General features: G+C 65.6%; 12 protein-coding genes and 1 pseudogene. 8 read left to right on the top strand and 5 right to left on the bottom strand.

Going from position 1 to position 14,201, the window contains the following annotated elements; genetic code table 11:
* Window positions 1-87: 87 nt before the first annotated feature.
* Window positions 88-1,680 (bottom strand): FAD-dependent monooxygenase, encoded by a 1,593-nt coding sequence (locus tag C8258_RS01340; RefSeq protein WP_106953499.1) that lies wholly within the window; start codon window positions 1,678-1,680, stop codon window positions 88-90.
* A 112-nt stretch (window positions 1,681-1,792) separates the two neighbouring features.
* Here C8258_RS01340 and C8258_RS01335 point away from each other — a divergent pair, with 112 nt between their 5' ends.
* The 5 genes and pseudogenes from C8258_RS01335 to C8258_RS01315 all read left to right on the top strand — a co-directional run bounded on the left by C8258_RS01335 (window position 1,793) and on the right by C8258_RS01315 (window position 4,670).
* The gene (locus tag C8258_RS01335) at window positions 1,793-2,392 is read left to right on the top strand and encodes a TetR/AcrR family transcriptional regulator (protein WP_106953498.1); all 600 of its coding nucleotides are present in this window, start codon (window positions 1,793-1,795) and stop codon (window positions 2,390-2,392) included.
* Window positions 2,393-2,545: 153 nt separating this feature from the next.
* Window positions 2,546-2,806, top strand: a pseudogene (locus C8258_RS33045) (acetyl-CoA C-acyltransferase); the annotation flags it as partial.
* 208 nt (window positions 2,807-3,014) lie between these two features.
* Entirely contained in the window at window positions 3,015-3,614 is a 600-nt protein-coding gene (locus C8258_RS01325) for a nuclease-related domain-containing protein (RefSeq protein WP_106953497.1), read from the top strand.
* Window positions 3,615-4,007: 393 nt separating this feature from the next.
* Window positions 4,008-4,136 carry a hypothetical protein gene (locus C8258_RS33580; protein ID WP_106953496.1) on the top strand — a complete coding sequence of 43 codons (129 nt, stop codon included), beginning with the start codon at window positions 4,008-4,010 and terminating at the stop codon, window positions 4,134-4,136.
* 198 nt (window positions 4,137-4,334) lie between these two features.
* A complete protein-coding gene (locus tag C8258_RS01315) occupies window positions 4,335-4,670 on the top strand; it encodes an EthD family reductase (protein ID WP_233224810.1) in 336 nt (111 codons plus the stop codon).
* 176 nt (window positions 4,671-4,846) lie between these two features.
* Here the strand turns inward: C8258_RS01315 and C8258_RS01310 are convergent, their stop codons facing one another.
* Window positions 4,847-5,248, bottom strand: a complete 402-nt coding sequence (locus C8258_RS01310; protein ID WP_106953495.1) for an HIT family protein — start codon at window positions 5,246-5,248, stop codon at window positions 4,847-4,849.
* A gap of 530 nt (window positions 5,249-5,778) precedes the next feature.
* On the opposite strand from C8258_RS01310, the gene C8258_RS01305 reads away from it, so the two are divergent.
* The gene (locus tag C8258_RS01305) at window positions 5,779-6,591 is read left to right on the top strand and encodes a hypothetical protein (RefSeq protein WP_146161130.1); all 813 of its coding nucleotides are present in this window, start codon (window positions 5,779-5,781) and stop codon (window positions 6,589-6,591) included.
* A 231-nt stretch (window positions 6,592-6,822) separates the two neighbouring features.
* Here C8258_RS01305 and C8258_RS01300 read toward each other — a convergent pair whose 3' ends face one another.
* Window positions 6,823-7,749, bottom strand: a complete 927-nt coding sequence (locus C8258_RS01300; protein WP_104390085.1) for a triacylglycerol lipase — start codon at window positions 7,747-7,749, stop codon at window positions 6,823-6,825.
* 129 nt (window positions 7,750-7,878) lie between these two features.
* Here C8258_RS01300 and C8258_RS01295 point away from each other — a divergent pair, with 129 nt between their 5' ends.
* Window positions 7,879-8,421: a TetR/AcrR family transcriptional regulator gene (locus tag C8258_RS01295; protein ID WP_106953493.1), complete on the top strand. Its 543-nt coding sequence runs from the start codon at window positions 7,879-7,881 to the stop codon at window positions 8,419-8,421.
* Between the two features lie 580 nt (window positions 8,422-9,001).
* On the opposite strand, the gene C8258_RS01290 is transcribed toward C8258_RS01295, so the two are convergent.
* Together C8258_RS01290 and C8258_RS01285 are read right to left on the bottom strand one after the other, a co-directional pair.
* Complete coding sequence (locus C8258_RS01290) at window positions 9,002-9,859, bottom strand: alpha/beta fold hydrolase (protein WP_106953492.1); 858 nt, start codon at window positions 9,857-9,859, stop codon at window positions 9,002-9,004.
* A 5-nt stretch (window positions 9,860-9,864) separates the two neighbouring features.
* Window positions 9,865-10,824, bottom strand: coding sequence for an alpha/beta hydrolase (locus C8258_RS01285; RefSeq protein WP_106953491.1), 960 nt, complete (start codon window positions 10,822-10,824; stop codon window positions 9,865-9,867).
* Window positions 10,825-11,237: 413 nt separating this feature from the next.
* On the opposite strand from C8258_RS01285, the gene C8258_RS01280 reads away from it, so the two are divergent.
* A complete protein-coding gene (locus tag C8258_RS01280; RefSeq protein WP_106953490.1) occupies window positions 11,238-13,973 on the top strand; it encodes a LuxR C-terminal-related transcriptional regulator in 2,736 nt (911 codons plus the stop codon).
* Window positions 13,974-14,201 lie beyond the last annotated feature (228 nt).

Here is a 14,201-nt window from a genome sequence, read left to right as displayed (position 1 = left end):
GCGTAGCGCGCGGTTAGATCGCGGATCGCTTCGAGATCTTCCAGCCGCTGAATTCGCTGTTGCAGTGTGGCATTCATGGCTGTCACCTCAATTTTCGGTGGAGTCGACGCGGGTGGCCGCGGCGAGGGAGGCCAAGACCTGGGTCAGTTCCCGGGCGGGATCGTGTGGCGCGACGCGGGTCCGCCAGGCGATGTAGCCGTCGGGCCGGATCAATGTGGCGCCGGTGGATTCGATGCTGTAGGCGTGCTCGAACGCCTCGCGGTCATCGAACACGACGTCGGTTCCGGCCTGATGGAAATCGACTCCGATGCCCAGCTGCGTGGTCGCCTGGGCGGCTGCGGCGGCCCAACGCTCATCGGCTGAGAGCAGGACCCAGTCGCGTTCGATCAGATCGAGCGTGGAGCGCTTGTCGTCGCCGACGCGCACCCACTGATGCGGGGCGCGGGTACCGGGCTGACCGGCCCACTGCTCGGGAAGTCGGGCGAGCGGCAAGGACGCGTCCGCACCCAGCACCGCAGTCGAGCGGTACAGCTGCCCCAACTCGATGGCCGAATCGTCAAGTACAGGGGTATCAGGGGTATCGACTTTCAAGAAGGCCTTGTAGTCGGCGCGAGCGAACAGTTGATCGTGACGCAAGTCTGCGGTCGGGCGGCGCTCGGCGTCGTAGGTATTCAGCAGCCGCGGGTCCGACTCGCCCGAGAGCACCGCGGCCAGTTTCCAGGCCAGGTTGTGCACATCGTCGATGCCGGTGTTGGCGCCATACCCGCCGCGGTTGGGTGGCAGTTGGTGCGCTGCGTCACCGGCGAGGAAGACTCGTCCCTGCGAGAAGCGGTCGGCGATCAGGCCGGCCAGCTTCCACCGGCCGGTGGTGATGAGTTCGACGGGGATATCGGTACGGCCGATCGCGCGCTGCACCAGTTCGATCTGCTGGGCGGGAGTGCGTTCGACGTCATCGGAGAGCATCAGCACCCACCGGCCATCGGAGTAGGTGGTCAAGAACGCCGTGAAGTCGGGCTGCTCGATCTCGAATTGGACCACGCCGTGCTGCAAGTAGTCCTCGAGAGGGGCGCGGAACAAGATGCTGCGCTGCACCGACAGTGGGCCGACGCCGTGACGCTCGATCCCCAGGCTGGTGCGCACCGGGCTGTCCGCGCCGTCGGCGGCCACCACATAGCGGGCGCGCAGAGCGTACTGGTGGCCGTCGTCGCGGCGGCGCAGCGTCGCGGTGACCCCGTCATTGTCCTGGACCAGGTCCAGCAGTTCGGTGCCCAGGCGCAAGTCGGCACCGTACTCGCGGGCTCGCTCACGCAGTAGCGGTTCGAGTTTGTCCTGGGTGATCGCGATCGCGTGGACCGGTGACTGGTCGGCACCGTAGGACCCCTTGCCGCCGGGGCTCCAGGGATATTCCTCCAACCAGGTGCCGCTGAGGCTCTCCACCCGGGCGCGCCGCGGCGGCTTCATGCCCTGCAGTGAGGTGGGCACCTCGACGCCGGTCTGACGAAAGTGCTCGATGGTACGGGTGGTGAAACCGATCGCCCGGGGGTGCGGCGAGCTGCCGTAGTGCTTGTCCACCACCACGACGGGCACGCCCTGCCAGGACAGGAAAACCGCCGCGGACAGTCCGACGAGGCTTCCGCCGACGATGAGGACCGGTGTCTGTTCGAGTTCCTTGACGCTCATTTGACCATCCTTCCGAGGTCCCGCTGATACCCACTCAAGAAAACACAAACGACTAACAAATGCAAGTGACTTACATATTTAACTCGCTTGCGCTTTCTGGTAACGTGGGTGCATGCCTCCTGAACCACTCGGACGCCGCGCCCGCAGGAACGCCCAGACCCGCCGCGCCCTCGCGGACGCCGCCGAGCGGCTATTCCTGGAGAAGGGCTACGACCAGGTCAGCGTGAAAGAGATCGCCGATGCGGTCGACATCTCCGTGCCGACGATGTTTCGCCACGTTCCCGATGGCAAAGAGGCCATGATGTTCGACAACGGTGACGAACGTCTCGAGAGCCTGCTGACCGCGGTCACCCAGCGCCCGGCCGGACAATCACTGCTGGCGGCGCTGCGCGAGTTTCTGCTGGGGCGGGGGCTGTTCCTCATCGATCCGAGCCCGGAGATCCGCCGTCGCACCGACCTGATCATGAGAACCCCCGCATTGCGCGAATATTCGCGCCGATTGTGGATCCGGTGCGAGGCACCCTTGGCTGCTGCTATCGCCGCCGAGTTGGGCAGGCCACCCGAGGACATCACCGCCCGCGCTATCGCACGCTACGTCCTCGAGATTCCTCAATTCGTCGCCGGCGAGCCCGATCTCCGCGCCGCTCTGGATGCGATTTTCGCCTTGCTGGAATACGGCATGCACGGCATGAGCCGACTTCGGCCACCGTGAACACCTCATCACGACATATGGCCTGCCACACCGCCCGCCGCAACGGCTGCGCCGCCATTTCCGCCCCGTCGCCTCGTGCGCTTTCAGCGGTCGCGGCTCCGTTGCGGGATCGGACTCGGCTACCAGGCCCTGGCACACCTGAGTCAAACGCTCCTGGAGGGTATTTCGCCGGCGGATCTGGATCTGGTGGAGATCAACGAGGGGTTCGCGGCGGTCGGGTTCGCGTCGACTCGCAAGCTGGGGATCGATGCGGGCAAGGTGAATGTCAAGGGTGGGGCGATCGCGATCGGGCACCCGCTGGGCATGTCGGGGGCGTGGATCGTGCTGCATCTGGCGCTGGAGTTGCAGCGTCGCGGTTGCGGTGGGGGTGCGGCGGCGTTGTGTGGTGGGGGCGGCCAGGGCGGCGCCCTCATACGCGAGAGTGCGCATGTCGGACGTCGGCTCACGAGTACAGGCCCCGTCGGTATGGATACCCGGCTGCCTGTCTGTGCAGGCAGGTGCAATTCGGCGGATACGTTCCGCGGCGCGCATCCGGCTACTACAGATGTAAGTCGGAGATGTTGTCGCGCAGAGGAAGAGCGATACCGTGTGCAATCCCTATGATCCAGTGCCGCGTCCGTCGATGGTCCCGCAGCGCAGACCACACGGTCACCCGCGTTGGACGGCGATCAACGACTCGGCCTTCCCGCACGAGCGGTCCGGCCTGGCGCGTATCCGCCGTGCGTTGCCCGATGTCGATCCCTGGAAGGCGTGGTCGAACTTCAGCTTCGCCACAGCGCACGGCGTCATGTACGAGGTGGATTTGCTGATCACCGCGCCGAACGGGTTATACATGATCGAGCTCAAATCCTGGCGCGGCGACATCGAGGTGCACGGTGGCACGTGGGTGCAGACAACCGATGCCGGTGCGGTGATCGAGCATGCCGACCCACTTCAGCTGACCACGCATAAAAGCTCGGCCCTCGCGCGTCTGCTGCGTGCGGTGGGGGAGGACGTGTACATCCGCGCGCTGGTCTGTCTGACCAATGACAGTGTGCGCGTGGTCGTGCCGGCGCCGGACCGCCGCTATGTGGTGTCGGTGGAGGAGTTGATGAACAGGCTCGCGCGACCTACCCATGATGCTCGTATTCGAATGACCGCTGATCGGGTTGCACGGGTGGGAGAGTCTCTGGAATCCGTCGGAATAGTCCCGGCGACAACCCATCTCGGAGGGGACTGGTAAGCAGGACACGTCGATCGTATCTGGCACCGATGGAGAACTGGCGATGTTGATGGCCACTTGTGGTGCCGCGTTGAGGATGCTTTGTCCGACGTAGGGCGCGGCGGGTGGGCAGAAGTATTTGACGCTGGTACTGGCGACGATTTCCATAGTGTGGAAGTCGTGGGGCCTGGTGCGGGGGAGTGCTGCTCCGCTGATGTCGCCACGGCCGCTGTAGACCTGGGCATCCCGAAGTGGTCCACCTCGATGGCCTCGCACCCCCTTCGCGGCCGCCCCGCGGAATAGTGCAGAGTCGCCGAGGAACTGCGGCACCGTGACATCGAACCTTGTAGCGGTTCCGCTGCGCGGGCCTGAGGCTCCCACGCGGACACTGCAAAGGGACCGAGGCAGAGAAGGATGTTTCCGCGGAGCGCGGCGAACACATGGAAGACCACGATCTGCACCTACGGCTACCCGACCAGCGACCCCGCACCGGACCCCGAATCAGGCTCTGTCGTCCAGCAGTTCGAGCACGGATCGATCTAGGTTCTGTCTCGAAGTGAGCGATGGGGGCGAGCGGACCTGACCGATGAGCCATGGGCGAGGCCGGAACCGCTCCGACCCGGTGGGAACGGGTTTCACAATTCCATGCCGAGCTGTCGATCCGGTGGGGTGTCGTTCGTCGGAACTATGGAACCGGTCGAACAACGCGGCCGGACCACCAGCACCCGAGGAGACCGTCCGATGAGCGCACCGACGCCGCCCAAGCCTGCGGCCCGATTCCTGGTCATGTACGAAACGCCCTCCGACATCGAGGCATTCGAACGGCACTACTGGGATGTGCATATCCCGCTCGCCAACAAGCTGCCGGGCCTGCGTCGCTATACCGTCAGCCGCGACGCGAAGCCCGTAGTCGGCGAGCCGTACTACATCGTGGGAATGCTGGATTGGGATGACATGGCCACCCTCGTCGCGGCGTTCGAGTCCGAGCTCGGGCGGCAGTGCGCCGCCGATGTGCGGGAACACCTCAGCCGCTATGCGACTATCCGCAGCATGGTCCTCCAGCTCGACGAGGCATAGCCACGAGGCACTCCGAGACAGAACCTAGTGCTCTCAGCCAACTGGCTACGAGGCACGGGAACTGCTTGTTCGAGCGGAGAACAAGATCGTCAGCTTGGGGTACACCCCAGCGTCACAACCGCGACCGCGGTTCTTTCGAACGTCCGCTACTGCCGAGTTGGGTGAGCGTCCCAGAACTAGAGCGGTACATCGTCCTTCGTGAAATGTACGGCGAGCCGCTCGCACAGCGTGGCCAACGTGGGTTCATCGACATGCGGCCCGTCGCTCCAGGAGGCGAACCAACTCACGGTGTCGGGAGTGCCTTCGGGGCGGACGAACATATGCTGATGGAAGTGCGCGACGCTACGCCCCGTGATCGCTGAGAGCACGTAATCGGGGGACAGTTCGGTGCGTAGCGCGTATGCCGCGCGGCGAACCGCCCACCCGACGGCAGCACCCTCGGCGTCGCTCAGATCAGCCAAGGTCGGCGCGTGACGGACCGTTTCGACGAACAGGTAGCCGGGCATCGGCACACCCTCGGAGAGTGGACGGTGCGTCACGACAACCAAATCATCGGCGTAGATCACCGGGCCGACCAAGCGGCCTATGCCACCATGCTTTTCGCAGATGAGACACTCATTCCCCACCGCGTGACTGTATCGACAAACGCACCGTCATGCCGCGTACCGTGCTGACCGAACCGGCGGCCAGCGCGACCCCTCTGGATGTATGTGAGCTGTCTTTTTGGGGTAGACCCCAATCTGACGCGCTCGTCGGCGATCAATTCTTCCGGCTGACCGACTGCGCTGGGTGAGCGTCTCGAGGTGTCTCGGAAAGGGAGCCCGAGCAGTGGTCCCGGGCGACCGCGGTCTCCGCCCTACCGGTCTGGCCCTCGACCGGTTTCGGTGCTGAAGTCCTGTTGCTGTGAGGCTTTCGGCCCTGTGCAATGATCGGCGGCCGCGAGGACATTTACCAGTGGAGGCCGCCTAGCACCGATAGCGTCCGTTGGGTTGGGTTGGGTTGGGTTGGTGCAGGAACCAGGCGGTGGGGGTAAGCAGGCGCATTCGTCGAGACAGCGAGGTGGCGCGATGACGGAATTGGTGCGTTTCCGTTGGCCGATGGAGGCAGCGTGCTCGTCGAGGTGCCTGCACAACATTGCCAGCGCCGGGAGGATGAGCCGATGACCAGCCGTCGGTCTTTTGCCGCGCGATGCCCATATCCCGGTGCCGACCAGCATCGGAACCGGAGTCGAGGAGGCGATCACGCAGATCCTGACACGCCGAGAACAGTTCGACCACGCGCACCGCGGCGGCGCATTCTCACTGTCGTCGCGAGCGCCCTGGCCTTGGTGGGCCTTGCCGCTCCGGCCGCCGCGCACACCCCGGTCCTGCTCGGCTCGGACGACACCGTCGACGCCCTCGACAGGAGTCCACTCGCCCCTATCGGAACCGTCTCGTTCGCCTTCTACGGCCGAACCAGCGCGGTCGGCGACACACGCGCGGTCCGCATCCAACTCTCCAGAGGCGAGCCCTTCCATGCCCAGCTCCTCATTCCCGATCTGGCCCCCGAGAACGAGCTACCCGTCCCGCAATTGCCCCGACTGTCGATCCTCGGCCCCGACCGAGCCATGACCACTCTCGATAACACCGCGCGCGCCCCCTTCTTCGAACCGTTCACCCAGACCTCGTACCTAACCCTCGCCGACACCGCCTCGGCCGCGCAGGCCGGCACCTACACCCTCGTTGTCACCGGCTCCGCGCCGGCCCGGTTCGTGATTGCCACCGGCGACACCGAACAATTCGGCGCACCACTGGTCAACGCGACCGCCGCCACCCTCTCCGACGTTCAAACCTGGTACCGCACACCTCCCAGTGAGTTCCGAGGGACAGCACACGTCTCGAACCCACCCGACAGACCCGATTTCGACACCGCATTCTGCTGACCGGGGTGCGACCGGATCGGTCGCACCCCAGGGAACGCGTTACGGACGGTGGAGATCAGCCGGTGCCGGAGGTTGCCCGGCATCTGCGTTGTGAAGCGTTCCGAACGGCCGCCGACCACGCCGCAATTCGGGTGCTGGACCCGGCTCCTGCATCAGTGCATGGAGGGGCTGCTGCACGGTCTCGGCGATCGCTGACAGGGTGTCGCGGATAGTTCGGGCGTTTGGGTTTTGCTATCGGGAAGGGGGCCCTAGGAGAGGGAGGACGATCGTGCAGGTCGGTGGGGTGGCGTGGGCGGGGTCGAGTGCGTCGAGTACTTCGTGTATCGCTACTGGATCCGATGTCAGCTCGTTGTGTTCGGTGAAGTCGGTCGGGCAAAGATCTTGTAGTACAACGTTGTGCACGTTGGGGCCGTCGAGAAGGCCTGTGGTGTAGGGGGTGGCGATCTGGTCGTAGCGGGTGACGATCATGGTGAACGGGATCGCCGGTGTGGCATCGGGGTTCGGTTCGAGGTCTTGCAGGAACGGTGCCCCGGGTGACAGCTGACACGGTCCGCAGTGACGGGTGGCCGCCGCGCCGCTCCCGGTGGATTCCACCAGCGGCTGCACACCGGCGAGACCGCTGACCGTCGATCCGTGCAGGGGGGCGGCCAGTGCGACGTAACGGCCGATCTTCGACGCTCCGCCGAGTCGGCTCAGGTAGTAGTAGGCCACCGCCCCGCCTATCGAATGACTCACCAGGTCAACCTGTTTCGCCCCCGTGGCGGCCTCGACCCGATCTATGAAGTTGCCGATCTGTGTGGCGCTGTCCTGCACGGGAGCGGTGGCGCCGATCGGGCCCAGCCCCTCGGATCCGTAGGTGGTGGTGTACACGCAGTAGCCGGCGTCGGCCAACACTGGCGACAGTGTATTCCAGCTGATGGTGTCGTTCGACAATCCGTGGAGCAGCACAACGGGATTCGGATGTGCTGCGGTCCGCCGGCACGATCGATCGTTGGCCCCAGGAGGCGATTGCCCCGGTCCGGTCAACTCGGCCTGCACACCACCCAGATAGCTGTAGGAGGGGGCGGGATCGGGTACATGATCGTCGGCCACGGCTGGACCGGCTGTTGTCACGAGCACCGTAGCAGCCAGCGTGGCAACGGATATCACTCGTCGCATCGACGCACTCCTTCGTTTGTATAGCCGGTCAGCAGTCCTTCCGCCCCCGCCGCGGAAGGAATGACCGACCGGCCGGTCATAATGTAGCATCGGGATACGCTGGCGGCAGCCTGAGAGAGGAGAGCGGTCATGGCCCGACCTTCGGAGCCCGGTCGTAGGGCGCTGTTGGACGCCGGTTCTGTGGTGGCCGAGCGTGCGGGACTGCGGGGGCTGTCGGTCAACGCTGTGGTTGCGGCGGCGGGAATGTCCAAAGGCAGCTTCTATCACCATTTTTCGGACCGACGTAGTTACATGATCGCCCTGCACCGCCGCTACCACGATGTTCTGGCCGAAGCGATCCTCGCCGAAATCGGCGATCTCGCCCCGGGTTTTTCCCGTCTTGCCGCTGGCGTCACTTCGTATCTGGATGCATGTTTGCGGACGCGCGGTACGAAAGCCTTTCTTGCTCAGTCGCGTACCGACACCGACTTGCTCGATGAGGTCCATGCGCGCAATCGAGCAGTGGCTGCAGTTATCGAGCCGGATCTGCGGGCTATCGGGTGGGACGATCCTGCGGCCGTGGCGCACCTGGTCGTCGCGATGGTCGCCGAAATCGCTTTGGCCGAACTGTATGCCGATGAGCTGCAGCCGACTCTGCGTTCAGCGGTGATCGGCCTTATCAACAGGGAGTAGGCGCGGCTCGCGCAATACCGACCGGCAACACCGCCGACTTCGTGCTGACCTCGGTCTCGAACGGTATGGCTCAGGGGGCGCCGTGGCTGCCCCTTCGGGCAGGGCTGCACCGGCCAGTCTGTAACTGTGTCCGCTGCGGGTTTTCGCGTAGGCGACGAGTTTGGGTTCGGAGTTCCTCGGGTCGTGTGGTCATGCGGTGCGGGTCGAGCGCCACGCCGGCGAGTTCGAGATCGTGCGCAGGGCGAAGGAGTCGCACATCGCTTGACCGGCTTTTCGGAGGCTGCCTCATCCCCAGTGATTCCGCGACGTCCTGTCGACGTCCTGTAGGTCCGAGTGAATCGGCGACCCGACTGAATCCGATTGTTCCGGCCGTATCGAGAATCCCGTTGAACTGCGGAGTTGCGATTCGTCAGAACCGAGAAGAACGGGCCGAAGGAGGAACTGCCCCAGTCTATTTGCGTATCGATCGCATCTGGAAGCTTGCCCGAAGACTTATCGGGGCCAGCAGTGTGTGGACCGTTCCCTCGCAGCCGACGAAGTGTTTGTAGAGCGGCCGCCCTTTCCGTAACCCGGCTGGCGGTCAGGTGCGGCGAAGGCCGATGAACTCCCGGATCGCTGTGGCGAGCCGCAGCGGTTGGTCGAGCGGGACGAGGGTGTAACTGTCTGCTATCTCGACCAACTGGCCGAGCGGGAGCAGTGCGGCGAGGCGTCTGCCGTGGTCGGGCGGCATCACACGATCGTCTTGGGCCCAGACCACCAGCGCGGGCCGGTCGAAGCTCGGCAGATACTCCGCCGAGTCGAGCAACAACCGCGTGTCTGCCGCCACAGCGCGTAGCATCCGCACAGTATCGCGGCGGATCTCCGGCTGGGTCGAGGCCGGCTTCATCCACTTGGCGACCGTTGCGTCTCCGCGTTTGGTCAGCCAACCGAAAGCGAGCGGACTGCGGCGCAGCATCCGTAACCGCATCTGCTGCATGAACAGCCCGAACAACGGCGGCGAAAGCTTGCCTGCGAAGATCAGCATCTTCCCGGTCAGTCCTGGCGGGAAATTGTCGAAAGCCTCGCACGAGACCAGCACGATGCGACTCACGCGTTGCCGCGAAAGCGTGGTGCCATCGCTCATGAGCAATTGGACGAGCGCGCCGCCGGTGTCGTTCCCGACGAGTGTCACCCGCTGCAGGTCGAGGCGGTCGAGGAATTCTGCGACCAGTCGCGCGATCGCGGGCAAAGACAGGTCGACGTCGGCGCGCATTCCGTGCCGGTGAGCGCCGAACGGCAATGTCGGCGCGACGCATCGGTGGTCGGCCGACAGTTCGGCAATCGGTCCGTCCCACAGCGTCGCGTCCATCATCAACCCGTGCAGCAGCACGACCGTGGGGCCTTCACCGCCGGAGTCCTGGTAGTCGACAGTTCCCGCCGAGAGGTCGATCTGCTTCATACGCTTCACTTCCGCGAGCTACCGCGGGTACCGGAGGGATCCGCGGTGGGGTGATCGAACAGGTGCCGGTGCAAGAACGACAGCTGGGCCGCCACGGCCTGCTCATGCTCGTCCAGGAAGGGGGCGTAGTGGTTACCGGATATCTTGACGACCTCCCCGCGCGGGGCCCGGCTCGCGGCCTTCACCGATGGTTCGACCAGCGATGTCTGATCACGGTCACAGACCACGACGAGTAGCGGCGATTGCACGCGGGATGCGGCGCGGCCGGGCCGGTAGAGAGTGAAGCGAAGTGCGGTACGGGCAGCGACCATCTGCTGCCAGTCCGGATAGCTGTGCGAACGCAATGCGCGTCCGGTGTCGAGTCCGTCCGGCGTGGTCAGCATCGATACCGTCCCGGGCACTCCGACGAGCGGCACCAATCGCGGTGGACGCCCTATGAGGCTGCCGAGGGCGTCGGCGATGCCCCGCGCGGTAAAACGCAGCGTCGCCAGTGGTTTCTGGTGGCGCATGGCGTTGCGGCTCACGGTCGGACCGTAGGGGTTCGGTGTCTGCGCGATCGCCGCGCGGAGTTGAGGGTTGCGCTCCGCGACCCGGAATATGTGCCCACCGGAGGCAGAGAACGCCCACACCGCGAGTTTGGCCGGATCGACTCCCGGCAGGGTTCGCGCGGAGTCGATGGCTGCCTGCCAATCGTCGAGCTGGTCTCTCGCCGAAAAGGTGAGGCGCGGATGTCCACCGCTCTCGCCGACGCGACGGTAGTCGAAGGCCAGGACCGCGAACCCCGCGTCGTTGAATCGCCTCGCGAACTGGTCGGTGGCCGGCTCCTTCGGCACCGCGAACCCGCCGGCCATGATCACGCAGGCGCCGTTGGTTCCCGGATAGAACCACGCGGCGCATTGGGTGTCGCCGCTGACGAATCGAACCTTTTCCCGTTCGACGGTTTCGGTGGTGTTGTGTTCGGTCATTCAGGGCTTTCCTCTTCTGATAGCTACCGTTTGCTCGGTGCCGCATTCGATCTCGGTTTTCGACGGGACCGAGCCGACGTACCGAGACCAGACATAGTCCGAGGTCGCGGACTGTGGTCAGAACGCCGATTTCCGTTGTTCCTACGCTACGAACGCCCCGGAGTCGGCGCGTCACCCGAAGGTGGATATCCAGGTGGAATCTGCGACCAGGTGGTGCGGCCCGAAGGTGGAGCCGGAACAGGCCCGGAATTCTCCGGTTGCCCCCATGCCGAGCGATCCCGCAGCGGGAGCCGGTGGAGGAGCCCGCTACTACAATCGGCCCGGCCAGCAACCGAGCTAACCAATCGCTGGACGTGCTGAGCGGTGCATCGTCGACGGCTGAGCCGCCCGCGGCATACCCGTGACGAGGTGCCATGTCCGAGCAGGATGCACTGCTAGCCACCAAGTTGCGTGTGCCTGGACTGCGCCGGGGCTTCGTCCCCCGTCCGCGGCTGGTCGGTCGGCTCGACGCGGCTCTGACGCAGGGGCTGGTGCTGGTCTGCGCCCCGGCAGGGTTCGGCAAGACGGGCCTGCTGGCCGAATGGGCTCGCAGTAGTCGAGGAACGCTTGCCTGGTTGTCTCTCGATGCGGCCGACAACGATCCGGCGCTTTTTTGGCGGCATGTGGTGGCGGCCCTCGATCGGGCGCGCCCGGGAATCGCCGAGCAGCTGAGCCCGCTGCTGGGCCCACCCGCTCCGACATCGTTCGAGGCACTGGTCACGGCGCTGATCAACGAGTTCGACGCCCGTCCCGATGGGGACGAGGTACGGCTGGTCGTCGACGACTATCACCTGATTGATGCGCGGGCGGTGCACGCTGCCTTGACCTTGCTGGTGGAGCACCTGCCGACAGGTCTGCGGCTGGTGTTGGCCACCCGGTCCGACCCACCGCTGCCGCTGGCACGGTTGCGCGCTCGCGGGCAGATGGCTGAGCTTCGCGCCGAGGAGCTTCGCTTCGCATCGGATGAAGCGGCAGCGCTGTTGCGTGGTGCGACGGGCGGCGACGTACCCGACGCGGCGGTGACGATGCTGACCATCCGCACCGAGGGATGGGCGGCCGGGTTGCAATTGGCCGGGCTCTCGCTGCGAACCCAGGCGAACCCCGCCCGGTTCGCAGCCGAGTTCAGCGGCAGCCACCGCTACGTCCTCGACTACCTTGCCGGAGAGGTACTCGAGCAACTGAGCGAACAAGTGCGCAAATTCCTTCTGGAGACCTCGGTGCTCGAGCGTCTCAGCGGAGAGCTCTGCGACGCCGTCACCGGCCGCGCGGACAGCCAGGAGATGCTGGAAGGGATCGAGTTGGCCGGCCTTTTCCTCGTGCCACTCGACGAGGTACGCGGCTGGTGGCGCTATCACCATCTGTTTGCCGGGCTGCTCCGCGCCCAATTGCAGCACGAACGGCCCGGACACGCTCGGGCACTGCACCGACGCGCGGGAGCCTGGTGTGAGTCGCATGGGCTCGCCGAAGAGGCCGTCCACCACGCATTGCGCGCCGGCGACACCACGTGGGCTGCGCGCGTGATCGAGCGATACTTCGACGAGCTCTTCCGTCGCGGCGAACAGGCAACAGTGCATCGCTGGCTTTGCGACCTGCCCTCCGAACTCATCCGATCCCGGCCACGCCTGTGCCTGGCGCAGGCGTGGATGGCGCTGGTGGGTAGCGATATGGACGCGGCCGTCCCGCGGCTCGACGCTGCCCAGCGCACGTCTGCCGACCCGGGCGAAGAGTCGTTCGAGCCATCGGTGGGCCGGGCCGCAAGTTGGCTGGCCGACGTCCCCGCTGCCATTGCGGTGGCGCGCGCTTGGCTAGCCTGCTTGCACGGCGACGCCGAGGCAGCGGCCGCGTTCGCCGCGCGGGCACTGGCCGAACTGGGCGAGGACAACTGGATGTTGGAGTCCCTGACCTGGTGGCAACTGGGCTCGGCCGAATGGCTGCGTGGCCGGCTCCGAGAAGCCGAGCAGGCGTTCGCCTCGAGCATCGCCCAGTGGCACGCGGCGGGCGAGCGTTCGCTGGCCGTTCGAGGTTACTACCACCTCGGCCAGGTGCAGTGCGCCCAAGGCCGCTTGGACGCAGCGCTCGGCACCTACCGGCGCGCACTCGAGATCACCGCACCCCGCGGTGTGGTGACTCTGGCGACTGCCGGGATGGGATACGTGGGCATGGCGGAGGTGGCCTACCAGCGGGGCGATCTCGAGGCCGCCCTCCGGGACGTCACCGTGGGCATCGCACACTGCCGGCAGCTGACCTACACTCAGCCGCTTGCTGCGGGACTGGCGACGCTGGCGTGGATTCGGCAGGCCGAGGGGGATCCGGCCGGGGCCCTGGAAGTGATCGGCGAGGCCGAGCGACTCACGCCGGGCACGACCATGGCAGACCCGTTCACCCCTGTTCCAGTGCAATGGGCGCGGTTGCACCTCGCACAGGGCGACCTCGTCGCCGCGGCTCGTTGGACGAAGGAACGTGGCCTGAGCGCGCACGACGAGCCGGACTGTTCCAGGGAGCCCGACTATCTGGTGCTCGCCCGGTTGCTGCTCGCCCGAGACATGCCGGGCCAGGCACTTGCACTGTTGGAGAAGATGCTCGCGACGGCCACTCCGGACCGTGTGCGGAGCATCATCGAGATCCAGACGCTACGGGCGCTTGCCCTCGCCGCGCGAGGCACGGACGACACCGCTGTCGACATACTGGCCGATGCGCTCACACTGGCCTATGAGCAAGGCCACGTTCGGGTCTTCGCCGACGAGGGTGCCGCCATAGGCGTGCTACTACGCCGTCTGATCGCGGCCCGACAGGAGGGACACGCCGCCCGCGACGTGCCCCTGCGATATTTGGCTCGGGTGTTGCACGGGCTCGGCCGGAGCCGCGTCGTCCACGATTCCGGGTCGAGTGCCGCGACAACGGTGCTGGGGATGGCCGAACAACTGACCGCCCGGGAACGCGAGGTACTGGGCCTGCTGGTCGCGGGCAGATCGAACCGGCGGATCGCCGATGAGCTGGTAGTCACTGTCGACACCGTCAAGAAACACCTGACCCACATCTTCGGCAAGCTCGGCGCCGTCAACCGCACCGAGGCTGTCGACCGGGCACGGCAACTGGGTTTGATTCGCTAGGAACAGTGTCCCCGCGGATTCTCGATCGACGTGCGTGCCTTCAGGTTTGGGCTCCAGCGCGATGTCGGACTTGCGGCGACGCATCGCCGCTTCAGCCGGCAAGGTTGCGCCATTCATGTCGCACCGATAAAGTATGTAATACATACATTATTGATCCGACATGATGGGTTCGAGTTGCGTCTCGAGATCATCGCAGCTCCGGCCGGTTGCCAGAAGCAGCCCTCCAGG

The sequence above is a fragment of the Nocardia sp. MDA0666 genome (assembly GCF_003023875.1).
In the GTDB taxonomy this organism is placed as follows: domain Bacteria; phylum Actinomycetota; class Actinomycetes; order Mycobacteriales; family Mycobacteriaceae; genus Nocardia; species Nocardia aobensis.
Note: the sequence above shows the minus strand (reverse complement) of the source record. Positions and strands in the feature narration are given on the sequence as shown.

What these genes read in the sequence shown, in the direction of transcription:
- C8258_RS01340 (WP_106953499.1), bottom strand. Translation starts at nt 1,680, where the DNA reads ATGAGCGTCAAGGAACTCGAACAGACACCGGTCCTCATCGTCGGCGGA.
- C8258_RS01335 (WP_106953498.1), top strand. Translation starts at nt 1,793, where the DNA reads ATGCCTCCTGAACCACTCGGACGCCGCGCCCGCAGGAACGCCCAGACC.
- C8258_RS01325 (WP_106953497.1), top strand. Translation starts at nt 3,015, where the DNA reads ATGGTCCCGCAGCGCAGACCACACGGTCACCCGCGTTGGACGGCGATC.
- C8258_RS33580 (WP_106953496.1), top strand. Translation starts at nt 4,008, where the DNA reads ATGTTTCCGCGGAGCGCGGCGAACACATGGAAGACCACGATCTGCACC.
- C8258_RS01315 (WP_233224810.1), top strand. Translation starts at nt 4,335, where the DNA reads ATGAGCGCACCGACGCCGCCCAAGCCTGCGGCCCGATTCCTGGTCATG.
- C8258_RS01300 (WP_104390085.1), bottom strand. Translation starts at nt 7,749, where the DNA reads ATGCGACGAGTGATATCCGTTGCCACGCTGGCTGCTACGGTGCTCGTG.
- C8258_RS01295 (WP_106953493.1), top strand. Translation starts at nt 7,879, where the DNA reads ATGGCCCGACCTTCGGAGCCCGGTCGTAGGGCGCTGTTGGACGCCGGT.
- C8258_RS01290 (WP_106953492.1), bottom strand. Translation starts at nt 9,859, where the DNA reads ATGAAGCAGATCGACCTCTCGGCGGGAACTGTCGACTACCAGGACTCC.
- C8258_RS01285 (WP_106953491.1), bottom strand. Translation starts at nt 10,824, where the DNA reads ATGACCGAACACAACACCACCGAAACCGTCGAACGGGAAAAGGTTCGA.
- C8258_RS01280 (WP_106953490.1), top strand. Translation starts at nt 11,238, where the DNA reads ATGTCCGAGCAGGATGCACTGCTAGCCACCAAGTTGCGTGTGCCTGGA.